The 25,510-nt window shown below is 69.0% G+C and carries 24 protein-coding genes; 18 read left to right on the forward strand and 6 right to left on the reverse strand.

Going from position 1 to position 25,510, the window contains the following annotated elements; translation table 11 throughout:
* Nucleotides 1-174: 174 nt before the first annotated feature.
* Nucleotides 175-1,788, reverse strand: coding sequence for an MDR family MFS transporter (locus OX958_RS08735; RefSeq protein ID WP_270136701.1), 1,614 nt, complete (start codon nucleotides 1,786-1,788; stop codon nucleotides 175-177).
* Complete coding sequence (locus tag OX958_RS08740) at nucleotides 1,785-2,327, reverse strand: MarR family winged helix-turn-helix transcriptional regulator (RefSeq protein ID WP_270136702.1); 543 nt, start codon at nucleotides 2,325-2,327, stop codon at nucleotides 1,785-1,787. The genes OX958_RS08735 and OX958_RS08740 overlap by 4 nt, the downstream gene beginning before the upstream one ends.
* A gap of 23 nt (nucleotides 2,328-2,350) precedes the next feature.
* Here OX958_RS08740 and OX958_RS08745 point away from each other — a divergent pair, with 23 nt between their 5' ends.
* Genes OX958_RS08745 through OX958_RS08760 form a run of 4 tightly spaced genes read left to right on the forward strand, consistent with a single transcriptional unit; the run spans nucleotide 2,351 to nucleotide 5,770 of the window.
* On the forward strand, nucleotides 2,351-3,178 hold the full coding sequence (locus OX958_RS08745; protein ID WP_270136703.1) for an SDR family oxidoreductase: 828 nt from the start codon (nucleotides 2,351-2,353) through the stop codon (nucleotides 3,176-3,178).
* 56 nt (nucleotides 3,179-3,234) lie between these two features.
* Nucleotides 3,235-4,182 (forward strand): ABC transporter ATP-binding protein, encoded by a 948-nt coding sequence (locus OX958_RS08750; RefSeq protein WP_270136704.1) that lies wholly within the window; start codon nucleotides 3,235-3,237, stop codon nucleotides 4,180-4,182.
* Nucleotides 4,182-4,967: an ABC transporter permease gene (locus tag OX958_RS08755; RefSeq protein WP_270136705.1), complete on the forward strand. Its 786-nt coding sequence runs from the start codon at nucleotides 4,182-4,184 to the stop codon at nucleotides 4,965-4,967. The genes OX958_RS08750 and OX958_RS08755 overlap by 1 nt, the downstream gene beginning before the upstream one ends.
* The gene (locus tag OX958_RS08760; RefSeq protein ID WP_270136706.1) at nucleotides 4,967-5,770 is read left to right on the forward strand and encodes an ABC transporter permease; all 804 of its coding nucleotides are present in this window, start codon (nucleotides 4,967-4,969) and stop codon (nucleotides 5,768-5,770) included. The genes OX958_RS08755 and OX958_RS08760 overlap by 1 nt, the downstream gene beginning before the upstream one ends.
* A 3-nt stretch (nucleotides 5,771-5,773) precedes the next feature.
* Here the strand turns inward: OX958_RS08760 and OX958_RS08765 are convergent, their stop codons facing one another.
* Nucleotides 5,774-7,051 (reverse strand): aminoglycoside phosphotransferase family protein, encoded by a 1,278-nt coding sequence (locus OX958_RS08765; protein WP_270136707.1) that lies wholly within the window; start codon nucleotides 7,049-7,051, stop codon nucleotides 5,774-5,776.
* Nucleotides 7,052-7,150: 99 nt separating this feature from the next.
* On the opposite strand from OX958_RS08765, the gene OX958_RS08770 reads away from it, so the two are divergent.
* The 5 genes from OX958_RS08770 to OX958_RS08790 all read left to right on the forward strand — a co-directional run bounded on the left by OX958_RS08770 (nucleotide 7,151) and on the right by OX958_RS08790 (nucleotide 12,319).
* The gene (locus OX958_RS08770) at nucleotides 7,151-7,996 is read left to right on the forward strand and encodes a hypothetical protein (protein ID WP_270136708.1); all 846 of its coding nucleotides are present in this window, start codon (nucleotides 7,151-7,153) and stop codon (nucleotides 7,994-7,996) included.
* Nucleotides 7,997-8,077: 81 nt separating this feature from the next.
* Nucleotides 8,078-9,283, forward strand: coding sequence for a threonine ammonia-lyase (gene ilvA, locus OX958_RS08775; protein ID WP_270136709.1), 1,206 nt, complete (start codon nucleotides 8,078-8,080; stop codon nucleotides 9,281-9,283).
* Nucleotides 9,284-9,291: 8 nt separating this feature from the next.
* Complete coding sequence (locus OX958_RS08780; protein WP_270136710.1) at nucleotides 9,292-10,641, forward strand: extracellular solute-binding protein; 1,350 nt, start codon at nucleotides 9,292-9,294, stop codon at nucleotides 10,639-10,641.
* On the forward strand, nucleotides 10,638-11,516 hold the full coding sequence (locus OX958_RS08785) for a carbohydrate ABC transporter permease (RefSeq protein ID WP_270136711.1): 879 nt from the start codon (nucleotides 10,638-10,640) through the stop codon (nucleotides 11,514-11,516). The genes OX958_RS08780 and OX958_RS08785 overlap by 4 nt, the downstream gene beginning before the upstream one ends.
* On the forward strand, nucleotides 11,513-12,319 hold the full coding sequence (locus tag OX958_RS08790; RefSeq protein ID WP_270136712.1) for a carbohydrate ABC transporter permease: 807 nt from the start codon (nucleotides 11,513-11,515) through the stop codon (nucleotides 12,317-12,319). Before OX958_RS08785 ends, OX958_RS08790 begins: the two co-directional genes overlap by 4 nt.
* Here OX958_RS08790 and OX958_RS08795 read toward each other — a convergent pair whose 3' ends face one another.
* On the reverse strand, nucleotides 12,320-12,763 hold the full coding sequence (locus OX958_RS08795; protein ID WP_270136713.1) for a MarR family winged helix-turn-helix transcriptional regulator: 444 nt from the start codon (nucleotides 12,761-12,763) through the stop codon (nucleotides 12,320-12,322).
* Nucleotides 12,764-12,851: 88 nt separating this feature from the next.
* On the opposite strand from OX958_RS08795, the gene OX958_RS08800 reads away from it, so the two are divergent.
* The 5 genes from OX958_RS08800 to OX958_RS08820 all read left to right on the forward strand — a co-directional run bounded on the left by OX958_RS08800 (nucleotide 12,852) and on the right by OX958_RS08820 (nucleotide 19,707).
* On the forward strand, nucleotides 12,852-14,354 hold the full coding sequence (locus tag OX958_RS08800) for an MFS transporter (RefSeq protein ID WP_270136714.1): 1,503 nt from the start codon (nucleotides 12,852-12,854) through the stop codon (nucleotides 14,352-14,354).
* A 96-nt stretch (nucleotides 14,355-14,450) separates the two neighbouring features.
* Nucleotides 14,451-16,346: a serine/threonine-protein kinase gene (locus tag OX958_RS08805; protein ID WP_270136715.1), complete on the forward strand. Its 1,896-nt coding sequence runs from the start codon at nucleotides 14,451-14,453 to the stop codon at nucleotides 16,344-16,346.
* Between the two features lie 91 nt (nucleotides 16,347-16,437).
* Nucleotides 16,438-17,634, forward strand: coding sequence for a hypothetical protein (locus OX958_RS08810; RefSeq protein WP_270136716.1), 1,197 nt, complete (start codon nucleotides 16,438-16,440; stop codon nucleotides 17,632-17,634).
* Nucleotides 17,635-17,833: 199 nt separating this feature from the next.
* The gene (locus OX958_RS08815; protein ID WP_270136717.1) at nucleotides 17,834-18,871 is read left to right on the forward strand and encodes an ATP-binding cassette domain-containing protein; all 1,038 of its coding nucleotides are present in this window, start codon (nucleotides 17,834-17,836) and stop codon (nucleotides 18,869-18,871) included.
* Nucleotides 18,868-19,707 (forward strand): ABC transporter permease, encoded by an 840-nt coding sequence (locus OX958_RS08820; RefSeq protein WP_270136718.1) that lies wholly within the window; start codon nucleotides 18,868-18,870, stop codon nucleotides 19,705-19,707. Before OX958_RS08815 ends, OX958_RS08820 begins: the two co-directional genes overlap by 4 nt.
* 69 nt (nucleotides 19,708-19,776) lie before the next feature.
* Here the strand turns inward: OX958_RS08820 and greA are convergent, their stop codons facing one another.
* Both greA and OX958_RS08830 read right to left on the reverse strand, forming a co-directional pair.
* Nucleotides 19,777-20,289 (reverse strand): transcription elongation factor GreA, encoded by a 513-nt coding sequence (greA, locus tag OX958_RS08825; protein WP_270136719.1) that lies wholly within the window; start codon nucleotides 20,287-20,289, stop codon nucleotides 19,777-19,779.
* A 188-nt stretch (nucleotides 20,290-20,477) separates the two neighbouring features.
* Nucleotides 20,478-20,918 (reverse strand): DUF4307 domain-containing protein, encoded by a 441-nt coding sequence (locus OX958_RS08830; protein WP_270136720.1) that lies wholly within the window; start codon nucleotides 20,916-20,918, stop codon nucleotides 20,478-20,480.
* Between the two features lie 35 nt (nucleotides 20,919-20,953).
* Here OX958_RS08830 and mca point away from each other — a divergent pair, with 35 nt between their 5' ends.
* The 4 genes from mca (at nucleotide 20,954) to OX958_RS08850 (ending at nucleotide 25,390) form a co-directional block, all read left to right on the forward strand.
* Nucleotides 20,954-21,817 carry a mycothiol conjugate amidase Mca gene (mca, locus tag OX958_RS08835; RefSeq protein WP_270136721.1) on the forward strand — a complete coding sequence of 288 codons (864 nt, stop codon included), beginning with the start codon at nucleotides 20,954-20,956 and terminating at the stop codon, nucleotides 21,815-21,817.
* Between the two features lie 31 nt (nucleotides 21,818-21,848).
* Nucleotides 21,849-22,205: a hypothetical protein gene (locus tag OX958_RS08840; RefSeq protein ID WP_270136722.1), complete on the forward strand. Its 357-nt coding sequence runs from the start codon at nucleotides 21,849-21,851 to the stop codon at nucleotides 22,203-22,205.
* A gap of 166 nt (nucleotides 22,206-22,371) precedes the next feature.
* Complete coding sequence (locus OX958_RS08845) at nucleotides 22,372-23,400, forward strand: copper resistance D family protein (protein WP_270136723.1); 1,029 nt, start codon at nucleotides 22,372-22,374, stop codon at nucleotides 23,398-23,400.
* Nucleotides 23,401-23,410: 10 nt separating this feature from the next.
* On the forward strand, nucleotides 23,411-25,390 hold the full coding sequence (locus OX958_RS08850) for a thioredoxin domain-containing protein (protein ID WP_270136724.1): 1,980 nt from the start codon (nucleotides 23,411-23,413) through the stop codon (nucleotides 25,388-25,390).
* Nucleotides 25,391-25,510 lie beyond the last annotated feature (120 nt).

A 25,510-nucleotide genomic window follows, 5' to 3' on the forward strand; every position in this document is an offset into this window, starting at 1 on the left:
GGGCCGGCGTTCCACCAATTCGCTCTCCCGTCAGGTTGGTCGATGGGATGAAGGGCCGGCTGAGGCCGGCCTGGTCTGCGTTGGCGCCGGGGGATAGGGAGCGGCGGGGCGTAGTGCGGACAGCGGAACAGCCGCCCCCGAGGCTTTCGGGGACGGCTGTTCGGGGAGTGCGGGTCAGTGCATCGCGGCGGCGGCCGAGGTTTCGATGTTCTCGTCCTCGGGCTTCGGGGCGCCGTCGGCGCGGCCGGCCAGGCGCTGCTCCGGGGTGATGACTGCGAGCACCAGGGCGATCGCCAGGAACGGCAGCGAGACCAGGAAGACGTCGTCCATCGCCTTGACCAGGCCGCTCAAGGCCCAGCCCTTCATCGGCTCTTGCAGGCTGTGCAGGGCAGGCACGCTGTTGGCGGCCTTCGCCAGTCCGTCGACCATGCTCTGGGTCGCGTTCGGCACGATGTCCTTCAGGTGGACGTCCAGCCGGCTGGTCAGGACCGCGCCGTACACGGCGGTGCCGATCGCGCCACCCATCGAGCGGAAGAAGGTCATCGTCGAGGTCGCGGTGCCCATGTGCTGCCGGGGCACGCTGTTCTGCGCGGCGGTGACGGTGATCTGCATCGACAGACCCAGGCCGGCGCCCATCACGAACATGTAGATCGCCAGCTGCCAGTACGGCGTGGTCATGCTGAGCGTGGAGAGCATGATCATCGCGCCACCGACCAGGATCGCCGAGATGATCGGATAGATCTTGTACCGGCCGGTCTTGCTCATCAGCTGGCCGCTCGGGATCGAGGCGCTGAAGATGCCGACGATCATCGGCAGCAGGGCCAGCCCCGAGCGGGTCGGGGACATGTCCTTGACGGCCTGCAGGTAGAGCGGCAGGAAGATCAGCGCGCCGAACATCGCGAAGCCGAGCAGGAAGGCGAAGCCGGCGTACCCGGAGAAGATCCGGCCCTTGAACAGGTCCATCGGGATGATCGGCTCGGAGACCCGGAGCTCGACGAAGACGAAGACGACGGCGAGTACGACGGAACCGATCAGCAGCGCCAGCGTGGTCGCGTTGCCCCAGCCGTTCTCCGGGCCGGACCAGGAGACCGCCAGCAGCAGCGCGGTCACGGCGCCGGTCACGATCGAGGCGCCCAGGTAGTCGATCTTGTGGCTGCGCTTCACGTGCGGCAGCTTCAGTACGGCGGCGACGACACCCAGGGCGACCAGGCCGATCGGCAGGTTGATCCAGAAGATCCAGCGCCAGCCGGGACCGTCGGTGAGAACGCCGCCGAGCAGCGGGCCGGCCACCGAGGAGAGGCCGAAGACGGCACCGAAGTACCCCATGTACTTGCCGCGCTCTCGCGGCGGGATCACGTCACCGATGGTGGCGAAGGCCAGCGACATCAGACCGCCGGCGCCCAGCCCCTGGACGGCGCGGAAGCCGATCAGCTCCTCGATGTTCTGCGACAGCGCGGCCAGCACGGAGCCGGCCAGGAAGGTGACGATCGCCGCGATGAACAGCGGACGGCGGCCGTACAGGTCGGAGATCTTGCCCCACAACGGAGTGGAGGCGGTCGAGGTCAGCAGGTAGGCGGTGACCACCCAGGACAGTTTGTCCAGGCTGTTGAACTCGCTGACGATCTGCGGCAGCGCCGTACCGACGATGCTCTGGTCGAGGGCGGCCAGGAACATGCCGGCCATCAGGCCACCGAGGACCACCAGGATCTGCTTGTGGGACAGGTAGTTCGGCGCGTCCGGATCAGGCGCTGCGCCGCCGCCGGCGACGGCGGGCTCTGGGGTGCTCATGCGTTGTTCTCCACGTTCTCTGGGTCTTGGGGACGAGCGGCGGCAGCGGCCAGGGCCCAGCCCTTGTCGGCCCAGGCCTTTCCGCCGTCACGCTCGTCGACGAGGTTGATCACGCCGTCGGCGAACCGGGTCATCAACTTCTCGAAGGTCTCGATGTCGGACTGGGTCCAGCCGTCCATCGCCTGGGACAGCAGTCCCATCCGGCGTTTGGCGTTGGCCTCCCACTCGGCGACGCCCTGCTCGGTCAGCTCGACCCGGAAGGCGCGGCCGTCGTCGGGGTCGGGGGAGCGGCGGACCAGACCCGTCTGCTCGAGCGACCGCACGTGCCGGCTGGCGGTGGAGGCGTCGATCTCCATCTTGCTCGCCAGCTCCGACAACCGCAGTGCCCCGTTGCACCGCAGTACGAACAGCACCAGGTGGGCGCTGTGGTCGATCGTGTCACCGGGTTGCCGGGACTTCAGCCGGCGGCCGATCCGGGTGAAGGCGTGCAGCACGCCCTCCACCGGCGACTGCGGCGCCCAGCCCTCATTTACATGCATGGTGCAAGCATATACATGCTTGCGTGATACATGCAACTGAGTTGCCGACCGGGGCGACCGGCGAGAATGAGACCTCGGCGACCGAGGTGGAGGACGGCATGCAGCAGGTGGCGGTGGTGACCGGTGGCGGTTCGGGGCTGGGGCGGGAGATGGCCCTGGCGCTCGCGGCGGCCGGATTCCAGGTCACGGTGACCGGGCGCACGGAGGCGAAGCTCCGCGAGACGGCCGAGGCCGCGGTGGCCGCGGTCGGTCCGGCCGGTGTCGGGGAGGTGCGTACCGCCGTACTGGATGTGGCCGACGGGCCCGCCGTCGGCGCCTTTTTCGAATCGCTGCAGCGGATCGATCTGCTGGTCAACAACGCGGGAACGGGAGCGCCGGCGGCCCCGGTGCAGGAAGTGACCGAGGAGGACTGGCGACGGGTTGTCGACACCAACCTGACCGGGTCGTTCCTGTGTGCCCAGGCCGCGTTCGCGTTGATGCTGCGGCAGCAACCGTCCGGCGGGCGGATCATCAACAACGGGTCGATCTCGGCTCAGGTGCCACGGCCGCAGTCGATCGCGTACACGGCCTCGAAACACGCGATCAGCGGGCTGACCAAGGCGCTGGAGCTGGAGGGGCGGGCGCACGGGATCACTTGCGGACAAATCGACATCGGCAACGCGGCGACCTCGATGACCGCCAGGATGGAGGCCGGAGTGCTGCAGCCGGACGGGTCGATCGCCGTCGAGCCGACCTTCGACCCGAAGGTGGTGGCCGACTTCGTGGTGCGGATCGCGCAACTGCCGCCGGAGGTCGCCGTGCCGCAGCTGACCGTGATGGCCGCCGGCATGCCGTACGCCGGTCGCGGCTGATCCGTCGCTCCCGAAACGACCAGAACATTGTCGGTGGGGCGGTCTAGGGTCGCAGGGTGGAGGAATCGCGGGAGTCACTGGTGCGGGCGCGGGGGTTGCGGAAGTCCTACGGGGACTTCGAGGCCGTCGCGGGGATCGACCTGGATGTCTGGAAGGGGGAGGCGTTCGGGTTCCTCGGGCCGAACGGCGCCGGCAAGTCGTCGACGATGCGGATGATCGGCGCGGTCTCGCCGGTCAGCGGCGGTGAGCTGCGGATCCTCGGCCACGACCCGGCCACCGACGGGCCGGCGATCCGGGCCCGGCTGGGAGTCTGCCCGCAGGACGACACTCTCGACATGGAGCTGTCCGTCCACGAGAACCTGACCGTCTACGGCCGGTACTTCGGCCTCAGCCGGGCCGAGTGCCGGCTGCGAGCCGACGAACTGCTCGAGTTCGTCGCGCTGACCGAGAAGGCGAAGGTCAAGGTCGACGACCTCTCGGGCGGGATGAAGCGCCGGTTGACGATCGCCCGCTCGCTGGTGAGCAAGCCCGACCTGCTGCTGCTCGACGAGCCGACCACCGGGCTGGACCCGCAGGCACGGCATCTGCTCTGGGACAAGCTGTTCCGGCTGAAGCAGGCCGGCGTCACCCTCATCATCACCACGCACTACATGGACGAGGCCGAGCAGTTGTGCGACCGGCTGGTGGTGATGGATGCCGGCACCATCGCGGCCGAGGGGTCGCCGGCCGAGCTGATCCGCGACTACTCGACCCGCGAGGTGACCGAGCTGCGGTTCGGGCCGGAGGTGATGAGCACGGATCACGACGCGCTGGCCGGCAAGGTGGAGGACCTGGCACAACGGATCGAAGTACTGCCCGACCGGCTGTTGCTCTACACCGACGACGGCGAGCGCACCGTCGCGGCGGTGCACGAGCGTGGGCTGCAACCGGCCGCCGTCCTGGTCCGCCGGTCGACCCTGGAGGACGTGTTCCTCCGGCTGACCGGCCGGACGCTGGTCGACTGATGACCGCCGTCGCGGTGGAGAACGGCCGCCGCCAGTTCGACTACTGGCTCACCGTCTACAAACGCACCTGGAAGGGCAGTCTGGTCAGCAGCTTCCTGCTGCCGCTGCTCTATCTGGCCGCGATGGGAATCGGGCTCGGCTCGTTCGTCGACGACAACGGGACGGGCGCGCTCGGCGGCGTCGGCTACCTGCAGTTCATCGCGCCCGGTCTGCTCGCCTCGACCGCGTTGCAGATCGCGGTCGGCGAATCGACGTACCCGGTGCTGGGCGGGATCAAGTGGCACAAGACCTTCTTCTCGATGGTCGCGACACCGCTGCGGCCGGCCGACGTGATGTACGGGCAGCTGGCCTTCATCGCCTTCCGGGTGCTGACCACCTGCACGGTGTTTTTGCTGGTGATCGCGGCCTTCGGTGGACTCGGCTCGGCCTGGGGCCTGCTCGGCCTGCCGGTCGCGCTGCTCACCGGGATGGCGGCGTCGGCCCCGGTCTGCGCGGTCGCGACCCGGCTGGACAACGACGCCGGCTTCGCGATGATCTTCCGCTTCGGGGTGATCCCGGCGTTCCTGTTCTCCGGCGCGTTCTTCCCCGTCTCGCAGTTGCCGAACTGGATCGAGTGGCTGGCCTACCTCAGCCCGCTGTGGCACGGCGTCGAGCTGTCGCGTGACCTCAGCCTCGGCACCGCGGAGGTGCTGCCCGCGGCCGGCAACCTGGCCTACCTGATGGCATGGTTCGCCGTCGGCACCTGGCTCGCGGTCCGCGGCCTGACCCGGAGGTTGATCAGCTGATGGCCACCCTGACCGCCCGCGTCGTCCCGCTGCCGATCAAGCCCGGCAACGGCCGGACCCTGGTCGAGCGGAACTTCCTGGTCTACCGCCGGTCCTGGATCGTCTTCGTCTCCGGCTTCTTCGAGCCGGTCTTCTACCTGCTCTCGATCGGCATCGGGGTCGCCCAGCTGGTCGGCGACTTCACCCTGGCCGACGGCACCGTGATCGGGTACGCCGCGTTCGTCGCGCCCGCGATGCTGGCCAGTTCGGCGATGAACGGCGCGATCTTCGACTCGACGTACAACATCTTCTTCCGGATGAAGTACGCCAAGCTCTACGACTCGATGCTGGCGACGCCGCTGCGGCCCTGGGACGTCGCGACCGGTGAGGTGACCTGGGCACTGCTGCGCGGCGCCTGCTACTCGGCGATGTTCATCCTGGTGATGCTCGCGCTGGGCCTGGTCGAGTCGTGGTGGGCGCTGCTCGCGCTACCGGCCGCGGTGCTGATCGGCTACGCGTTCGCCGGCGCCGGGATGGCGCTGACCACGTTCATGCGCAGCTGGCAGGACTTCGAGTTCGTCTCGCTGGCGACGATGCCGATGTTCCTGTTCTCGGCGACCTTCTACCCGATCGAGACCTACCCCGGCTACATCCGCTGGCTGGTGGAGATCACCCCGCTCTACCAGGGCGTCGCGCTGGAGCGAGCCCTCACCACAGGCCACGTCAGTTGGACGCTGCTGATCAACGCCCTTTATCTCGCGGTGATGGGCACAGCCGGTATGTACGTCGCCTCCCGCCGGTTGGGCAAGCTGCTGCTCAAGTAGCGGTCAGCCGAGCAGTCCGCGGAGCCACCAGACGGCTCCGCGGACCATCGCGTCGGCGGTCGGGCCGGACAGATGGTCGGGGAGATAGAGCGACGTCATCAACTGGTGCAGCGAGCCCAGTTGCTCGGCCAGCACGAGTGCCCGGCGCAGGTCGGCCGGCGAGGCATAGGCCTCCCACTCGGCCAGATACGCGTCCTTCACCCGAGGATCGGTCGAGAGCGGCGAGCGCTTCTCGACGAACGTCACCAGGTCGAGGAAGGGATGCGACACCGCCGCGTCGGTCCAGTCGAAGGCGAGCACCTGGCCGTCCCGGACGGCGAGGTTGCGCGGATGCAGATCGCCGTGCAGCAACGTCTCCGGTACGCCGATCGCCGCCAGCTCGGTGATTGCCTCGCGCAACTGATTCGCCCGGCGGGGCAGCTTCCTGCGCTCCGCCGGTTCGAGCCGGTCGGTCGCCGGGTTGGGCCCGAGCAACTGGTCGAGCTCGCGCTCCAGCACCGCGAGCCGGCGATCGACGCAGGTGAAGGAGAGCAGCCGCTCGGTCTGCCCCGCGAAGCCGCGCTGCAACCGGGCATGACCCCGCAACGCCTCGGTCCACAGCGAGAGGCTGGGCTCCAGGGCCAGCACCGGACCGAGATCCGGCAGCAGCATCCAGGCGCGTCGTTCGTCGATCGCCAACGGTGCGGGCACTTCGCCCGGCCGGGCCGCGGACAGCTCCCGCAGGAAGAGCGGTTCGTGCGCGAACAGCAGCGGCAACGCATCGGGCCGAGCCGGCCGGATCGTGGTCGAGTGTGCGAGCGCCTTGAAGTACACGTCACTCTTGGCGGTCGGGCAACGCAGTACGTTCGACAATCCCCAGCACCGCACCTGACCCGGTACGCCGGTCCGCGGGGTGCCCGCCGCGGCCAGCTGCTCGTCGATCCACGGCATCGCCTCGGAGTACCAGCCGGGTCTCGTCCAGGCCGGCGTGACGGGGGAGCCGGCCGGCCTGGCCAGCTGAGTTCTCGCGAGCTCGACGAGTCGGTCGTCGAAGGTGGGAACCCATCGTGCATCGGACGGGACGGAGCCGATGGCGATCATCAGGTAGGCGGTCTCGCCGGGCCGGTCGTCGAGGCAGCTCAGCACGCAGGCCTCGATCCCCAGCTGTTCGCGCAGCGCCCGGACCGCGGCGTCGACGTCGGGGAACCAGAACTCGTCCGCGACAGTGACTCTGGGAAGCCCGGAAGGCAACACCAGAAGGGCTTCGTCGGCTTCCCGAACCACTACGGCCGTGACTCTCACAGCACCTCCCGTCACTGTCTGCAGCGTAGATGATGAACGTTCGGTAGCCCATCGATTTGAATGCGGGGAATGGCCCGAGCGGTCTATACCGTGTCCTCCGTGCCCGTGCTCGCCGCCTTCAAAGCCCTCGCCGCCCGCAACCAGCGTTCCCTGGTGATCAACCCCGCCGTCAGCCCCGAACCTACGCCGCGTAAGCGGCGGATGCCGGCCGGTCACCGGCAGTGGATCGAAGACTCGATGGGCTGGCTGCTCGACGAGTTCGGTCCCGAACTGCTGAACCGCCCGATCCTCCAGCCGGCCGAACTGATCCCGGCCGGCTACGACGGCACCACCGACGCGGCCCGGGCGCTCTTCGTCCGGGTGTGCGAGCGGATGGCCGTCGACGCCGAGACGATCGAGCTCCGCTTCGACCTGAACGAACTGAGCGAGCAGCTCCCCGCCGACCTGCTCGAGCAGCGGCCGACCGACCAGCACCTCCACGACCTCGTCCAGGGCCAGTTCGGGCTCTGGCGCCGGACCGCCGACCGCAACCTGATCCGCGTCTCCGCGAGCCTGCTCGAACAACCCGAGGTACTGGTCGCGGTGCTCGCCCACGAGGTCGGGCACGAGGTCCTGCTCGGCTCCGGCCGGCTCGCCACCTACCGCATCGACCAGGAAGCCCTGATCGACCTCTTCACGGTCTTCGCCGGCTTCGGCATCTTCATGGCCAACGCCGCCCATCACTCGATCCCGGACGGTGACGAGGGCCGCCGGGTCGCGCGCTTCTACCTGCGCGAGCACGCCCTGTCCGACTCCCTCGCGTACTACGCGTGGCTGCGCGAGGAGGTCTCGTTGCCGGCCTGGCAGCAGCAGCTCGACTGGTCGGTGCGGATCCGCACCATCTCGCGGCTGCACAAGCTCAAGGAGGCGGCGCAAGCTCAGGAAGCGGCGCAGGTCGGTAGCTGACCCGCTTTCCGCGCTGCCCGCAGCCCGGCCGCTGGTGAAAATGTGCACCCGCCAAGGCGTCCTCGGCTTTAGTGTGGACAGGTGAGTATCACTGCGGCAGAGATTGCCAGAGCAGCGGATCTGCTGCACGACGTGGTGGCGCCGACGCCGCTGGAGTACTCGCGGTGGCTGAGCGACCTCGTCGGTGGCGACGTGTTCCTGAAGTGCGAGAACCTGCAACGGACCGGCTCGTTCAAGCTGCGTGGCGCCTACGTCCGGATGGCGCGGCTGTCGAAGAAGGAACGCGCGCTCGGCGTCGTCGCGGCCAGCGCGGGCAACCACGCGCAGGGGGTCGCGCTCGCCGCGCAGTTACTCGGGATCAAGGCGACCGTCTTCATGCCGCACGGCGCACCGATCCCGAAGGAGAAGGCGACCCGCGCGTACGGCGCCGACATCCGTTTCGCCGGTACGTCGATCGACGACTGTCTCGCGGCGGCACGTGAGTTCGAGGCCGCGACCGGTGCGATCCTGATCCACCCGTTCGACCACCGCGACATCGTCGCCGGGCAGGCTACCGCCGGGCTGGAGATCGTCGAGCAGTGCCCGCAGGTGCGCACCGTGGTCGTACCGACCGGTGGCGGCGGCCTGATCGCGGGGATCGCGCTCGCGCTGCAGCGCGACGGGATGCCGATCGAGGTGGTCGGCGTCCAGGCGAAGGGCGCGGCGGCGTACCCGGCCTCGCTGGCCGCGGGGGAGCCGGTGCAGCTGGGCCGGATGGCGACGATGGCCGACGGGATCGCCGTCGGTCTGCCGGGGCAAGTGCCGTTCGCGGCGGTCCAGCAGCATGTCGGCGAGGTGCTCACGGTCGACGAGAACTCGTTGTCGAAGGCACTGCTGCTGATACTCGAGCGCGCCAAGCTGGTGGTCGAGCCGGCCGGCGCCGCCGCGGTCGCCGCACTGCTGGACGAGCCGAAGCGGTTCAAGCCGCCGGTCGTCGTGGTGCTCTCCGGTGGCAACATCGACCCGTTGCTGTTGATGCGGGTGATCCGGCACGGTATGGCGGCAGCCGGCCGCTACCTGTCTCTGCGGGTCCGCATCCCCGACACCCCCGGCGGGCTGGCGACACTGCTCGCCCGGCTCGCCGAGGTGGAGGCCAACATCATCGAGGTGCTGCACGAGCGCATCTCGGAAACGCTCAACCTGGACGAGGTCGAGGTCGCGTTGCAGCTCGAGACCCGGGGTGAGGAACACCGCGAACGGGTATTGGCGGGTCTGAGCACTCATGGCTACACCTACACCCTGAACTGAGGAGTCCCATGAAGGTCACAGCGAAGGTCGTCGCGCTGGCCACGGCAGCTCTGTTGCTCACGGCAGCCTGTACGCCGGGCTCCGACAACCCCGGTGGCGCCGCGAGCGCGCCGAGCTCGGTGAAGACCGACGCGGCCTCGCTGGGCGACGTCGAGCTGACCGTCTGGGACCAGGAGGTCCGAGGTGGTCAGGCGGCGCAGATGGCCGAGCTGAACAAGCAGTTCCAGGCGAAGTACCCGAACATCAAGCTCAAGCGGGTCTCGCGGTCGTTCGACGACCTGAAGACCACGCTGCGGCTGGCGTTGTCCGGCAACGACGCACCGGACGTGGTCCAGGCGAACAACGGGCGCTCGGACATGGGGGAGTTCGTCAAGGCGGGGCAGTTGGTGCCGCTGGACAAGTGGGCCGACGCCTACGACTGGAAGAGCCGGTACCCGGCGTCGGTGCTGCAGTACTCGCGGTACTCGCCGGACGGCAAGACCTTCGGCGAGGGCGACCTGTACGGCATGCCGCAGGTCGGCGAGGTGGTCGGCGTCTACTACAACAAGACCAAGCTGGCCGCGCTCGGGCTGGAGCCGCCGAAGACCTGGGCCGACTTCGAGAACGCGCTCGGCAAGGCCAAGGCCGCGGGGGAGCTGCCGATGCAGTTCGGCAACCTCGACAAGTGGCCGGCCATCCACGTCTTCGGCACGGTGCAGGACAAGGTCGTACCGGCCGAGCAGATCACCACGCTCGCCTTCGGCCGGCCGGGCGCCTCGTGGAAGACGGCGGAGAACACGAAGGCCGCCGAGGCGTTGGTGTCGTGGGTGGACAAGGGCTACTTCAACCCGGGCTTCAACGGTCAGGGCTACGACCCGGCCTGGCAGGACTTCGGCAAGGGCAAGGGAGTCTTCCTGATCGCCGGCACCTGGTTGCAGGCCGACCTGCAGAAGGCGCTGGGCGACAAGGTCGGTTTCATGCTCCCGCCGGGCAACGAGGGTGACGAGAAGCCGGTCGTCACCGGCGGCACCGGGCTGCCCTTCGCGGTCACGAACAAGGCGAAGAACCCGGACGCGGCCGCGGCGTACCTGAACTTCATCACCAGCCCGGACGCGATGAAGGTACTCGCCGGCACCGGGAACCTGCCGATCGCCGACACCTCGGCCCAGCAGGCGCCGGCGGGTCTGCCGGCCGACATCTTCAACGCCTTCGGTACCGCGGTCGGCAAGGAGGGCCTGGTCCCGTATCTCGACTACGCGACGCCGACGATGTACGACACGCTCGGCGCCGCGCTGCAGGACCTGCTGGCGAAGAAGGCGACGCCGCAGCAGTTCATCGACAAGCTCGAGGCCGACTACAGCAAGTTCGCCGGCAAGTGAGTTCACCTCCTGGTGAGCCGCGCAAGATCGGCTATCTCTACCTCCTGCCGGCGCTGCTCGTCTACGGAGCCTTCCTGCTCTATCCACTGGGTCGCGCGGTGCATCTGTCGCTGTTCGAGTGGGACGGGATCACACTCGGCAAGTTCGTTGGCCTGAGCAACTATGCGGACGTGGTCGCGGACGCCGGACTGCGGGCGGCGTTCGGGCACGCGCTGGTGCTGATCGTCTTCTACTCGGTGCTGCCGGTGATCATCGGGCTCGCCCTGGCCTCGGTGCTGCAGCGGGCGCGGGTGCGCGGGATCGGCTTCTTCCGGACCGTGGTGTTCCTCCCGCAGGTGGTGGCGATGGTGGTCGTCGCCGTGTCCTGGCGGCACATCTATGCTCCCGACGGGCCGCTGAACGACGTACTGCGTGCTGTCGGGCTCGACTCGCTCGCCCGGGGATGGTTGGGGGACTACACCTTCGCCCTGCCGGCCGTCGGGGTGATCGGGACGTGGTTCGAGACCGGGCTGGTCACCGTGTTGCTGCTGGCCGGGATGGCGCGAATCCCGCGCGAACGTTACGAGGCGGCCCGGCTCGACGGGGCCGGTGCCGTCGCCGAGTTCTTCGCGGTGGTGCTGCCCGCCGTCCGGGGTGAGATCGCGGTCGCGGTGACGTTGACGGTGATCGCGGCGCTGCGGACCTTCGACCTGGTCTACGTGACGACGAGCGGTGGACCCGGGACGTCGACCAGCGTCCCGTCGTACGAGGTGTACCACCGGGCCTTCGAGCTCGGTCAGGTCGGATCCGCCGCGGCGATCGGGGTGTGCCTGACGGTGCTGATCTTCGTCATCACGCTGGGCGTCAACCGCCTGGCGGACCGGAGTACGGCGTGAGGGCGTCGCTGACCGAGCGGGTCGGCAACTACCTGCTGCTCACGGTCTTCGGGCTCTTCGCGCTCGGGCCGATCGTGACGATCCTGGTGGCGGCGTTCGGGCCGGACGACGGCGGCAGTGGGTCCAGCGGGTTCGGCAACTTCGGCAAGGCGTGGGAGATCGGGCACTTCGGCAGCTACCTGCGGACGAGCGTGCTGGTGTCGGTCTCGGTGGTCGTGGTGAGCGTGCTGCTGTCCGTGCTGAGTGGCTACGCGTTCGGGACGATGCGGTTCCGCGGCGCCGGGGTGCTGTTCTACCTGTTCCTGCTGGGGATCATGATGCCGACCGAGGCGATCATCGTCCCGCTGTACTTCGACCTGCGCTCGCTCGGGCTGACCGACACCTTCTGGGCGATCGCGTTGCCACAGGTCGCCCAATCGGTTGCCTTCGGCACCTTCTGGATGCGGGCCTACTTCCGCTCGTCCAGCCGGTCGCTGGTGGAGGCGGCCCGGCTCGACGGTGCCGGGCACTGGCGGACGCTGTGGGCGGTGCTCGTGCCGCCCGCCCGGCCGGCGCTGGTGACGCTGGTCGTGCTGGTGTTCATGTGGACCTGGAACGAGTTCCTGATCCCGCTGGTAATGGTGACGAGCGAGTCGCTGCGGACGGCGCCGCTCGGCCTGGCGTTCTTCTCCGGGCAGTACACGTCCGGCTTCACCCTGCTCGCGGCCGGTGCCGTGATCGTGGGTACGCCGGTCGTGCTGGTCTACGCGTTCCTGCAGCGCCACTTCATCGCGGGGATGCTGGAGGGCGCGGTCCGGGAGTAGCTACTCCCCGTCGCAGGACTTGAGCAGCGGAGCGTGCAGGCGGTCGGCCAGGACCCGGCGGTGAGTGGACGCGGCCTCGGTCTGCCGGATCAGGCCCTCGTCGGTCAGCCGGACGTTGATCGCTCGCCGGTCCTCGGTGCACATGTGCCGCTCGACCAGGCCGGCCGTCTCCAGCCGGCCGATCACGCGAGAAAGCGCGCTCTGGCTCAGGTGGACCGACCCGGCGATCGTCTGGACCTTGGCCGACTGCTCCGGCATCTCGGCGAGCCGCTCGAGCACCTCGTACTCGCTCATGCCGAGCCCATGGCTCTGCAGTTCGCGGTCCAGCGCGCAGCCGATGTCGGCGTGCCGGGCCAGCAACTCGCGCCAGACCCGGACGTCGGTACTGATCTCGCCGGCCGCGCCGGGCTCACCAGTCCCGGCGCTGACCTTCGTCTCGGTCATGAGGTGCAGGTTAGCATGCAGCTGCATTCAATGCAATTGCAATTAATGAGTAGACATTAGATGCAGGTGCATGCAAAGCTCTCTCCTCGTGACGCAAACAACAACGCTCCCCACAGCTCCGGATCGCCTGACCTGGGACGCGCGCCTCTGGGGCGCCCTCCTGGTGGTCTGCGGCGTGATCTTCCTCGACGGCCTGGACGTGTCCATGGTCGGTATGTCGCTGCCGGCCATCGGCTCCGACCTCGGCGTCTCGCTGTCTTCGCTCCAGTGGGTCGTCACCGGCTACGTGCTCGGGTACGGCGGATTCCTGCTGCTGGGCGGACGCACCGCCGACCTGCTCGGCCGCCGCCGGGTCTTCCTGATCGCGCTGGCCGTCTTCGCCGTGGTCTCGATGCTGAGCTCGCTGGCCACCAACCCCGAACTGCTGATCGCCACGCGGTTCGTGAAGGGCATCGCCGCGGCGTTCACCGCGCCGGCCGCGCTCTCGATCATCACCACCACCTTCCACGAGGGCCCGGACCGCAACCGTGCCCTCAGCATCTTCACCACCTGCGCCGCCAGCGGCTTCTCGATGGGCCTGATCCTCGGCGGCCTGCTGACCGAGGTCGGCTGGCGCTGGACCTTCCTGATGCCCGGCCCGGTCGCGCTGATCGTGCTGCTGTTCGCGATCAAGCTGATCCCGAACAGCCCGCGGGACGAGACCGCCGGCGGGTACGACGTACCGGGTGCCGTCACGGTCACCGCGGGGATGCTGATCCTGGTCTTCGCGGTCGTCGGCGCCGAGGGAGCCGGCTGGGGCTCCTTCCGCACCATCGGGCTGTTCGTGCTGTCCGCCGTCCTGCTGGCCGCCTTCGTCGCGATCGAGCTGAGGACCAAGCACCCGCTGGTCCGGCTCGGCATCTTCCGTCAGGCCAACCTGCGGCGCGCCAACCTGGGCATCATGGCGGTCTTCGGCGCGTACGTCGCGTTCCAGTTCATCGGCACGCTGTACCTGCAGAACCTGCTCGGCTGGTCGTCGTTCGAGACCGCGCTCGGCTTCCTGCCGGCCGGCCTGCTGGTCGCCTTCCTGTCGCCGAACGCCGGCAAGGTGGCCGACCGGATCGGTACCGAGCGGATGTTCGCGGCCGGGATGGCGTTGTTCGTGGCCGGCTACGCGTTGTTCCTGCGGATCGGCCCGACCTCCGACTACACCGGCACCATCCTGCCGACGATCGTGCTGATCGGTCTGGGCTTCGCGATCACCTTCCCGGCCTTGAACATGCAGGCGACCAACGGGGTCGACGACAACGAGCAGGGGCTCGCGTCGGGGCTGTTCAACACCTCCAGCCAGGTCGGTGGCGCGATCGTGCTGGCCGTCACCACCGCGGTGATCGGCAGCCAGTCGCACGGGGTGACCGCGCCGAGCGGGATGTTGTCGGCGTACAAGCCGGCGCTGGTGGTGGTCACCGGGATCACTGTCCTCGGGCTGCTGATCGGGCTGTCCGGTCTGCGCGGTCTGGGGGCCCGCCGCGCGGCCCAGGCCCGGGAGCTCGCCGAACTCGAAGCGGTGCAGAAGGAACTGGCGAAGGAGGAGATGACTCCGGTCGCCTGACCACAGCTGCGCGGTGCGGGTCACGGGCTACTCCGCCGTGACCCGCACTTGCGCTTGACCGGGATTGCGCTCGGTGGGCCTGGGCACCGGTAGCGGATGCGCAGCGAAGAGTCGGACAGTCGTCTCCTGGCCGGTCGGTACCGGCTGCTCGAGCTACTCGGTAGGGGCGGCATGGGCGTGGTGTGGCGCGCCCGGGACGAGGTACTCCACCGTGAGGTGGCGGTCAAGGAGATCCTCCTGCCGCCCGAACTGCCGGATGAGGAACGCGACGTACTGCGGAGCCGGACCCTGCGGGAAGCTCGTTCGGCCGCCCGGCTGAGTGATCCGAACGTCGTAGCGGTGTACGACGTGGTGGAGGAGGAGGGGCGGCCGTGGATCGTGATGGAGTTCGTCAGGTCCCGGACGCTGGCGGACGCCGTTCGGCAGGAGGGCCCGCTGCCGTTTCGTCAGGTGGCGAAGATCGGGCTGCAGGTGCTCGGCGCTCTGGAGGCGGCGCATCCGGCGGGAGTGCTGCACCGTGATGTCAAGCCGAGCAACGTCCTGCTGGCCGACGACGGCCGGGTGGTACTGACCGACTTCGGCATCGCCACCCTGGAAGGCGAATCGTCGCTGACCCAGTCGGGCACGCTGGTCGGCTCACCGGCGTACATCGCTCCCGAGCGGGTGCAGGCACGAGGAGCCGGGCCCGAGTCGGACCTGTGGTCGCTGGGCGCCACCCTCTACACGGCCGTCGAAGGCCGCCCGCCCCACGATCGCGGTACTGCGCTCACCACCCTCACCGCCGCCGTCACCGAGCCCCCGGACCCGCCGAAGCTGGCAGGACCGCTATGGCCGGCGCTGGAAGGCCTCCTGCGCAAGGACCCGGCGGATCGTCTCAAGGCGCCCGCTGCGCGCCGGCTGTTGCAGCAAGCCGCGACTGCCGTCTCGCCGCCGACTGCTGGTTCGTCTGCTGCTCCGGGGTCGGCGGCTTCGGAGTCAACCGCTCCCGGCTCAGGGCCTGTGGGGGCAGCCGCTTCGGGGTCCACAGTTCCGGGGTCCGCGCCTTCGGATCATGGGCAAGGTACGCGGGTGCTGCCGGTGGCGCCTGCGGCTGCGCAGGCTGCAGCTGCGCCTGCTCCGGTGGCGCCGGCCGCTGCGCGAGCTGCAGCTGCGCCTGCTCCGGTGGTGGAGCCTGCCTCCCCGGCTGCTCCGGCTGCTCCGGCTGCTCCGGCTACTTCGGCACCCTCGGCTGCTCCGGCTGTGGCGACGTCCTCTGGTCGTTGGGGGTCCAAGGCGAGTGCCGGCTTGGCTGCAGCCGTGTTGCTGGCGGCTGGTCTTGGGGCTTGGACTGCATTCGGACCGGAGGAAGACAGCAAGCAGGGCGAGGGCCAGTCGCCAGGGGCGTCCAGCGCAGCACCTACGGCGGCGCCCAGTACCCAGACGCCGCGTAGTACGCCGACTGCATCCGAGAAGAGCAGCGCGCCTCAAAGCAGCGCCCCTCAGAGCACTGTGCGGTCGCCATCTGTCTCCTCGCCTCCAAGCAGCCGGACAACAGAGCCGAGCACGCCGCCAGGCGCAGTACCGGCGGGATTCAGACGGCATACCGACCCGACGGGGTTCTCGCTGGCAGTGCCGAGCAATTGGACCGTACGGCGTGAGGGTGGCCGCGTGTACTTCCGTGAACCCGGTGGATCGCGACTGCTGCTGATCGACCAGACGGACCAGCCCAAGGCGGATCCGGTGGCCGACTGGCGGCAGCAGGAACAGGCGCGGCGGGACGGCTACCCGGCGTACCGGCGGATCCGGCTGGAGGCAGTGGACTATTTCCAGAAAGCTGCTGACTGGGAATTCAGCTATGGGGTGAAAGGCGGGCGGCAGCATGTGCTGAACCGCGGAGTGGTCACCAGCCCGGACCAGGCCTACGGAATCTACTGGTCGACCCCAGACGGGCAGTGGGCGGCCAGTCAGGACACCTTGCGCGCCATCACCGCCAGCTTCCGCCCTGCTTCCTGACCGTGATCGCCGGGCGGATCAGGGGTCGCGGGGGAGAGGTCCGGGCCATCCCCCATTGGTTTCGACCCGTCCGGGTGCTGGACTGGGGGACATGAGCGATCAGAGCAGCAAGAGCGACTACGACCGCAAGGTCAAGGCAATCCTGGACCGAGTCGCCGCCGGCCACCTCACCTCCGACGAAGCCGCGACCCTGATCGCTGCCCTCTCCAGCACCTCAACGCCCGCCGCGGCCGGCAGCTCGAGCCCCGCTTCCGCAGGCATTCCTGCAGCCGACTCGGACGTGCCCTCGCCGTCTGTCTGGGCGGAAGCCGTCGACTCTCCGAACCCAGGCGCCTGGCCCAGCACCAGCTCGGGCAGCCCCGCCGCGACGAGCACCGGCACCTCCACGGCCACGGGCTCAAGCAACGCCACCTCGGGTGACTCTGCCAACACCAGTACCAGCAACTCATCCGCGACGGGCACTGGCAACTCCGCAGCCACGGACTCGAGCAACTCCGCCGCGACCGACTCGGCTGACTCCGCCGCGACCAGCGCCGAGCCGACTCGTACTGCGGCCGGCAGCACCGGCGAAGGCACCGTGGTGGACGACTCGGCCGTCGTACCGGAGCCTGCTGAGCCGGTGCTCGAGCAGGAGACGCTGCACAGCGACCTGGTGGTGCCGTCCGGCGTACGGCGAGTGACGATCCGCGCGATCGGCCGCCGGGTTCGCTTGGTGGGGGAGCCTGCGGTGACCGGGGTCGCCGTGGACGGCCCGCACGTGATCAAGCGGGACGGCGACACCCTCTCGATCAACAGTGAAGGCGACATGGGCGTCTCGATCGACGGGCTGAGCATGCTGCGCAACCCGACCGACCTGAAGTCCCACGTCAACGGTCTCGCGAAGGAGCTGTGGATCCGCGTCAACCCGATGCTCGACGTCGAGGTCGAGGTGACCGGCGGCAGTGTGCAGGCCGAGCGGCTCCCGGGCCTGTCCCGCGTCCGCGTCACCGCCGGTACGGCGAAGGTCACCGACGTCGACGGCCCGATCGATCTGCTCGTCCAGGCCGGTACGGCGACCCTCGACGCCCAGATCACCAAGGGACGCTCCCGGGTCCGGGTCGAGTCCGGCTCCGCCAACATCACGCTGCGCCGAGGCTCCGACGTCCGCGTCCACACCGAGGCCCAGCTCGGCCGCGTCTCCTGGACCGGCGCCGTCTCCGGCCAGTCCAAGGACGTGGAGATCGGCCGCGGCCGGGCCGCGCTCGACGTCGAGGTGCTGGTCGGCAGCGCTCAGATCACCTCCGACTAGGCAGCGGACCGCCACCACTGACCAACCTGCCCGGCCGGCCCCGGCGCCCGCTCAGCGGGGCGCCGGGGCTGTGCTGTCCACGGCGTTGGTGTGTGGTGCGCGTCCGGCTTTTCGTGCGTCCGGGGTTAATGACTCGAATCTGTCGGTGACGTCCGCCAGGATGATGACCTGCATCACATCCCTGGAAGGAGCGGCTTCGATGGCTGCAATCGAGGCGACTGGCCTCGTGAAGACGTTCAAGGCCCGGAAGAACACCGTCAGGGCCCTGGACGGGATCGATCTGGAGGTTCCCGAGGGCTCCGTGCTCGGATTGCTGGGGCCCAACGGCGCCGGCAAGACGACTGCTGTCCGGGTGCTCACCACGCTGATGCGGCCGGACGCCGGCAGCGCGCGGGTGCTCGGGCACGACGTGGTGAAGGAAGCCGACACCGTGCGCGGGCTGGTCGGACTCTCCGGGCAGTACGCCGCGGTCGACGAGCTGCTCACCGGCCGCGAGAACCTCTGGATGTTCGGCCGGCTCTACCGGCTCACCAGCCAGCAGGCGAAGCAGCGGGCCGACGAGCTGCTCGAGATCTTCGACCTGACGGAGGCGGCCGACCGGACCCTCAAGACCTACTCGGGCGGGATGCGCCGCCGGCTCGACCTGGCCGGTTCGCTGGTCGCCCACCCCAAGGTGCTGTTCCTCGACGAACCGACGACCGGGCTCGACCCGCGCAGCCGGCTCGACCTGTGGAAGATCATCCGCGACCGGGTCAGCGAGGGCGTCACGATCCTGCTGACCACGCAGTACCTGGAAGAGGCCGACGAGCTGGCCGACAGCATCGTCGTGGTCGACCACGGCTCGGTGATCGCCCGCGGTACCGCGGACGAGCTGAAGGCCAAGGTCGGTGGCGAGCGGATCGAGGTCGTCGTGCACGATCCGGCCGAGACCGGCCGCGCGCTCGAGTTGCTGACCGCGGCGCTGCAGATCACCGATCCCGAGTCGACCACGCTCGAGCAGCACAGCAAGCGGCTGACGATGCCCGCGCCGGGTGGTTCCGAGGCGCTGGTCGGCGTGATCCGCACGCTCGACGGCGCCGGCATCCGGATCGCCGACATCGGGCTGCGCCGGCCGACGCTGGACGACGTGTTCCTCAGCTTGACCGGGCACGCGACCGACAACCCGGACACCAGCACCGACGAGACCGCCGTACCGGGCTCCGGTTCCGGCACCGGACAGAAGAAGGTGAAAGCATGAGCACGACCGGTACGCCGGCCAAGGTGAGCCCGTTCGGCCGGGCGGTTTCGGACGCGGGAGTGCTGGCCTGGCGCAGCCTGAAGCGGATCCCGCGGACGCCGGACATGCTGATCTACGCCACCATCCAGCCGATCATGTTCGTGCTGCTGTTCGCCTACGTCTTCGGCAACGCGATCCCGATCCCCGGCTTCCCGGGCGCGCGGGCCTACCGCGAGTTCCTGATGTCGGGGATCTTCGCCCAGACGATGGCGTTCGCGGTCGCCTCGGCCAGCGTCGGCCTGGCCGACGACATGTCGAAGGGCCTGATCGACCGCTTCCGCTCGCTGCCGATGGCGCGGTCGGGGGTGATCGCCGGCCGGGTGATCGGCGACGTCGTGTTCAACGCGTTCGTGATGCTGGTGATGGTGATCTGCGGTTTCATCGTCGGCTGGCGCTGGCACAACGGTTTCGGCAACGCGCTGGCGGCGTTCGGGATCCTGCTGCTGTTCGCCTTCGCCATGCTCTGGGTCGGCGCCCTGATCGGCCTGTCGGTGGGCGGTCCCGAGGTGGCGGCCTCGGCCGGCCTGATCTGGCTGTTCCCGCTGACGTTCCTCTCGAACGCCTTCGTCCCCACCCCCAACCTCCCCAGCGGCCTCCAACCGGTGGCCGAGTGGAACCCGATCTCCTCGATCGTCGCCGCCTGCCGGCACCTCTTCGGCAACCCCAGCCCGTTCGCCAGCCCCGACGGTTTCCCGGCCCAGCACCCGGTCTGGCTGTCGCTGATCTGGTGCGCGGTCATCATCGCGGTCTTCGCCCCGCTCGCGGTCAACAAATACCGCCGCGCCACCGGCCGATAGAAGCCGGCGGAAAAGGCACAAGAAAAGCACCCCGGGCCGGTTCGGCCCGGGGTGCTTTTGTGAACTGGGTCAGCTCTTGAAAGGCACCGCGGCGACGATCTCCACCGTGACGGGCTTGCCGTTGGGCGCCTCGTAGGTGGCCTTGTCGCCCTTCTTCTTGCCCAGGATCGCCGAGCCGAGCGGGGACTGCGGGGAGTAGACGTCGATGTCGACCGAGGCGTCCAGCGCCAGCAGTTCGCGGGAGCCGAGCAGGAACGTCTCGACGTCGTCGTCGCCGGCGAACTTGATCGAGACCTTCATTCCGGGCTCGACGCTGCCGCCGGCCTTCGGGGTCTCGCCGACGCGGGCACGGCGCAGCATGTCCTCGAGTTGCCGGATCCGCGCCTCCATCTTGCCCTGCTCGTCCTTGGCGGCGTGGTAGCCGCCGTTCTCCTTCAGGTCGCCCTCGTCGCGGGCGTCGCTGATCCGCTGGGTGATCTCGGTCCGGCCGGCGCCCTTGAGCTCCTCCAGCTCCGACTTCAGCTGCTCGTAACCATCCTGTGTCAGCCAGACAACGCTGTCCTCATCGATCTTCTGCGTCATTGGGCTGCTCCTTTGTCGATGGGATGGGGGTGAAAATACAACAGGGCCGCCGTCGTCGACGGCGACCAATCCACTGAGCCTAGCAAAACAGCGCTCAGAACCCCACAGTTCTTCGCCTTCTCAAATACTCGGCAAGCGATTACCGCGGCTTTCGAGGCAACCGTTTACCTTCGGCCGAATCGGGTAGCTCAGTTCGGCCTGCGGGCGTCCGCCGTCGTACAGCCGACCAGTACGACGGCCGTCGCGGCGCGCTGCGTGGTCAACGTCGCCTCGACCGACTGCTGCCTCGGCGAATCCGGCGTCACCGTGACCGTGATCTCCCCCACGATCGAGAAGTCGGCCGCCTTGGCCTGCAGCCGGCACTGCGCCTCGACCGACTTGCTCCGGTCGACCTGGATCGTCGCCGTCGCCGAGGTCGGCGAAGTGATCTGGAAGCCGATCAGCCGGGATGCGACCGGTGGGTTGGCCGAGAGGTTCGCGACCCACAGCAACCAGACCAGCGCACCCACGGCGAGGACGCCGATGACGCCGATCAGCAACGGTTTGCGGCTGCGGCCGGTCCGGCCGTACCGGGCGTCCAGGACGGCACTGGAGTCGCCGGTCCGGACGGCAGGGTGTGGGTCGGTCACTGGTTCTCCTCGGGCTTGGAGCACCATTGTGTCTTGTGACCGAAGATCTCCGTCTGCTGCATGTCCATGCCCACCCCGACGACGAGTCCAGCAAGGGCGCCGCGTCGACCGGCCGGTACGTCGCCGAAGGCGTCGACGTGATGGTCGCCACCTGCACCGGTGGGGAGCGTGGCTCGATCCTCAACCCGAAGATGGATCGGCCCGACGTGCTGGCGAACATCACCGAGATCCGCCGCCGCGAGATGGACACGGCCCGCGAGATCCTCGGCGTCCGGCAGGAGTGGCTCGGCTGGGTCGACTCGGGCTTTCCCGAGGGCGACCCGCTGCCGCCGTTGCCGGAGGGCTGCTTCGCCTCGCTCAAGGTGGAGGACGCGGCCGCGCCGCTGGTGAAGCTGATCCGTAAGTTCCGTCCGCAGGTCGTCACGACGTACGACGAGAACGGCGGCTACCCGCACCCCGATCACGTGATGTGCCACCAGATCACGGTGGCGGCGTTCGAGGCGGCCGGCGACCCCGACGCGTACCCGGAGCTCGGTACGCCGTACCAGCCGCTGAAGCTCTACTACCACCACACCTTCCACCGCGAGCGGATGAAGGCGCTGCACGACGCGATGGCCGCGCGCGGCCTGGAGTCGCCGTACGCCGACCGGCTGAAGGACTGGAAGCCGGACCCGGAGAACGAGAAGCGGATCACCACCCGGGTGGAGTGCGCCGAGTACTTCGGTCTGCGTGATCGCGCGCTGCTCGCGCACGCGACCCAGATCGATCCGGACGGCGCGTGGTTCGCCGTACCGCTGGAGGTTCACCAGCAGGCCTGGCCGACCGAGGACTACGAGCTGGCCCGCACGCTGGTGGACTCCGAACTGCCTGAGGACGACCTCTTCGCGGGGTTGCGCTGAGGGCGGGAGCAGACGGTGAGACACTGGAACGGTGACAGCGACGACCCCTCTTCTGAGCATCAGCCTGCCGACGGCCGAGATCGATCCGAACACGGTGAAGCCCGGCTGGGTCGCGCTGCTGATCGTGCTCGGGCTCGGTGTCGCCACGTTCCTCCTGTGGCGCAACATGGCCAAGCAGCTGAAGCGGATCAACTTCGACCCGGACGCCGGTGCGCGCGACCGAGCACCCTCCGACGTCCCGCCGCCCAGCTCACCGGACCAGGATGGCGCTGCCGGGCCGGCGCCGACCGAGACGACGACCGGGCCGACGACGACGGCCGAGCCGGCGACGACAGTGCCGACAGCGAAGACTGAGCCCGCGAGCCAGGACCGGACCGGCGACCGGTAAGTCGATGCCCCAGGCAACGGACAGCGCCTGGGGATAGCCGAAAGTCACGCTCTGGCAACCGTTTGCGGTGATCTGGTCACGAGATGGTGTCATGCACGGACTCTGTTAGATAGCTCACCTATAGTGTGCGCGTGTCCATCCATGGCCCCGAGGGCGGGAACGCTCTGTGACCGCGACCCGCGCCGCCCGGCATCGTATGCCCGGACGTCTGGTCGCGGGTGGAGCGAGCGCTGTCCTGGTGGCGGCGGTGGCGATGGTGATCGCTTTGTTCGCCGCGGACAGCGAACCGCAGACGGACGACGACGGACTCGGGGGTGCGGGCGCGCTCGCCGAGTGGCTGATGCCGCTGGTCCGGCTGCTCTCCACGATGGCGACGGTCGGTTGCGCCGGTGCACTGCTCGCCGCGGTCGTCCTGCTTCGCACCGACGGCGGCCCGCTCGGTCTGCAAGGCCGCCGCGCGATCCGTGACGCCAGCAACTCCGCGGTCATCTGGTCGGTCGCCGCCTTCACCGGCGCGGTGCTGACCGCCGCCGTCATGCTGGCTACACCGGTCAGCCTGCTCCACCTCCGCCTGGACGACGCGCTCGGCATCCCCGAGGTGAAGGCGTTGCTGATCACGGGCATCCTCGTCGCTGCACTGGCGATCGGCATCCGCCGCGTCGACACCTCCGCGGCCGCGGGCCTCGGCGTACTGGTCGCGATCGCTGCCCTGCTCCCACCCGCGCTGACCGCCTTCCCCCGCGACGAGTCGTACGTCGTACTCGCGGGCGCGGCCCTCGTCATCCACGTGATCGCGGCGACGAGCTGGGTCGGTGGCCTGGCCGGCCTGGTGCGCTACGGCCGAGCCAGCCGCAGCGGCCTCCCGCTCGTGCTCGAACGGTTCAGCCAGGTCGCGCTGGCGTCCTCCATCGCCGTACTGCTGAGCGGCCTGGTCAGCGCGATCGGCCGCCTCGCCGCGAAGAGCGGCGGCTTCGGCTCGATCCCCGACCTCCTCACCTCGGACGCGTATGGCGCCCTGCTCCTCGCCAAGACCGTCGCCTTCGTCATCCTCATCATCGGCGGCTGGTTCCACCGCCGCCACACCATCGGCGACCTGACCACCACCGGCAACCGCTTCTGGCAACTGGTGGCCGGTGAACTGATCCTGATGGCCGTCGCCATAGGCCTCTCGGTAGCCCTGGCCCAGACCACCTAACGTTGGGGGTATGGCTTCCAACGAGCTCGGCCGGTCGACTTCGCCTTATCTGCGGCAGCATGCCGGCAACCCCGTGCACTGGCGGGAATGGTCGGAGGAGGTGTTCGCGGAGGCGCGGGAGCGGGACGTGCCGGTGTTCCTGTCGGTGGGGTACTCCGCCTGCCACTGGTGTCACGTGATGGCGCACGAGTCGTTCGAGGACGAGGCGACCGCGGCGTACCTGAACGAGAACTTCGTCTGTGTGAAGGTCGACCGCGAGGAGCGGCCGGACGTGGACGCGATCTACATGCAGGCCACCGTCGCGATGACCGGGCAGGGTGGCTGGCCGATGTCGGTGTTCCTGACGCCGGCGGCGGAGCCGTTCTTCTGTGGGACGTACTTCCCGGCCGAGCCGCGGCACGGGATGGCGACCTTCCGGCAGGTGCTGGAATCGCTGGTCACCGCCTGGCGGACCAAGCGTGCGGACATCGACAAGGTCGGCCGCTCGGTGGTCGATCAGCTCGGCGCGCGGACGGCGGCGGGCGAGGGGGCGATCGACGAGGCGACGCTGAAGAAGGCCGCCGCGTTGCTGAGGGCGGACTTCGATCCCGTCGACGCCGGCTTCGGGCGGGCGCCGAAGTTCCCGCCGTCGATGGTGCTCGACTTCCTGCTCCGGCATCACCGGCGGACCGGCTCGGCCGAAGCGCTCGCGATGGTGACGCAGACCTGTGAGCGGATGGCGCGGGGCGGGATGTACGACCAGTTGGCCGGCGGTTTCGCGCGGTACAGCGTCGACGGGCAGTGGGTCGTTCCGCACTTCGAGAAGATGCTCTACGACAACGCGCTGCTGCTCGACGTCTACACCCAGTGGTGGGCGGTCACCGAGGAGCCGCTGGCCGAGCGGATCGCCACCGAGACCGCCGACTTCCTGCTGGCCGAGTTGCGTACGCCGGAAGGCGGTTTCGCCTCCGCGCTCGACGCCGACACCGAAGGAGAAGAGGGCCGGTACTACGTCTGGACGCCCGCCGAGTTGCACGACCTGCTCGGCGACGACGCCGACTGGGTGATCGACCTCTGTGAGGTCACCGGCACCTTCGAGCACGGCACCTCCGTCCTCCAGTTGCGTCGCGATCCCGACGACCTGGCCCGCTGGCAGAACGCCCGGACCGTACTCCGGGAGGCCCGTCGCGCCCGGACGTATCCCGGCCGCGACGACAAGGTGGTTGCCGCCTGGAACGGTCTCGCGATCACGGCACTTGCGCGAGCGGGCGTAGTACTGGGCAAGCCCGCGTACGTCGAGGCAGCGGTGGCGGCGGCCGAATTGATCCGGGAAGTCCATCTGGACCAGGCCGGGATCCTGCACCGTACTTCGCGCGACGGCGCGGTCGGCAGCGCGCACGGGGTCCTGGAGGACTACGCGGCGTACGCGCAGGCGTGCCTCACGCTGGTGGGGGTCACCGGCGACAGCGCGTGGCTGGACCTGGCGCAAACCCTGCTGGACCGGGTGCTCGAACAATTCGTTGCCGACGGCATCTTCTATGACACTGCCGGCGACGCCGAGGCACTGGTCTGGCGTCCGCAGGACGCGACCGACAACGCCAGTCCGTCCGGGGTCTCGCTCGCGGCCGAAGCGTTCACGACGCTGGCGTCGGTGACCGGATCGGCCCGCTACGAGGCCGCCGCCGAGCAAGCACTGCAGTTGTCCGTGGCAATCGCCGAACGGGCGCCGCGCTTCGCCGGCCGCGCGCTGGCGGTGGCCGAAACCCTTGCCGCGGGCCCCTTGGAGATCGCCATCGTCGGTGAATCCCCGGAGCTTCTGGCGGTGGCGCTGAAGAACGCGCCGTGGGGGACCGCGATCGCCACTGGTCCGGCCGGTTCGAACGTTCCATTGCTGGCCGGCCGTGGACTGGCCGGCGATCACCCGGCCGCCTTCGTGTGTCAGAAGTTCACCTGCCGGTTGCCGGTGGTGTTGCCGGAAGACCTTCGGCGTGAGTTGACCTCGCGGGATTGACAACCTGCGCCAGTGCGGGTTTTCCCTGTCATTTCGGTGGAATCGCTTGACTCTGCCCCCTGACAGGTCCAGAGTCCTCCCTCAGTCGGGTGTAACAGAACTCGCATGTACTGACACACA

This window comes from Kribbella sp. CA-293567, from assembly GCF_027627575.1.
Classification (GTDB): Bacteria; Actinomycetota; Actinomycetes; order Propionibacteriales; family Kribbellaceae; genus Kribbella.

Bases quoted from the DNA above. Each gene is read 5' to 3' on its own strand.
- OX958_RS08850 (WP_270136724.1), top strand. From the start codon at position 23,411: ATGGCTTCCAACGAGCTCGGCCGGTCGACTTCGCCTTATCTGCGGCAG.
- OX958_RS08760 (WP_270136706.1), top strand. From the start codon at position 4,967: ATGGCCACCCTGACCGCCCGCGTCGTCCCGCTGCCGATCAAGCCCGGC.
- greA (WP_270136719.1), bottom strand. From the start codon at position 20,289: ATGACGCAGAAGATCGATGAGGACAGCGTTGTCTGGCTGACACAGGAT.
- OX958_RS08815 (WP_270136717.1), top strand. From the start codon at position 17,834: ATGGCTGCAATCGAGGCGACTGGCCTCGTGAAGACGTTCAAGGCCCGG.
- OX958_RS08820 (WP_270136718.1), top strand. From the start codon at position 18,868: ATGAGCACGACCGGTACGCCGGCCAAGGTGAGCCCGTTCGGCCGGGCG.
- OX958_RS08755 (WP_270136705.1), top strand. From the start codon at position 4,182: ATGACCGCCGTCGCGGTGGAGAACGGCCGCCGCCAGTTCGACTACTGG.
- OX958_RS08810 (WP_270136716.1), top strand. From the start codon at position 16,438: ATGAGCGATCAGAGCAGCAAGAGCGACTACGACCGCAAGGTCAAGGCA.
- OX958_RS08805 (WP_270136715.1), top strand. From the start codon at position 14,451: ATGCGCAGCGAAGAGTCGGACAGTCGTCTCCTGGCCGGTCGGTACCGG.
- OX958_RS08740 (WP_270136702.1), bottom strand. From the start codon at position 2,327: ATGCATGTAAATGAGGGCTGGGCGCCGCAGTCGCCGGTGGAGGGCGTG.
- OX958_RS08795 (WP_270136713.1), bottom strand. From the start codon at position 12,763: ATGACCGAGACGAAGGTCAGCGCCGGGACTGGTGAGCCCGGCGCGGCC.
- OX958_RS08735 (WP_270136701.1), bottom strand. From the start codon at position 1,788: ATGAGCACCCCAGAGCCCGCCGTCGCCGGCGGCGGCGCAGCGCCTGAT.
- OX958_RS08780 (WP_270136710.1), top strand. From the start codon at position 9,292: ATGAAGGTCACAGCGAAGGTCGTCGCGCTGGCCACGGCAGCTCTGTTG.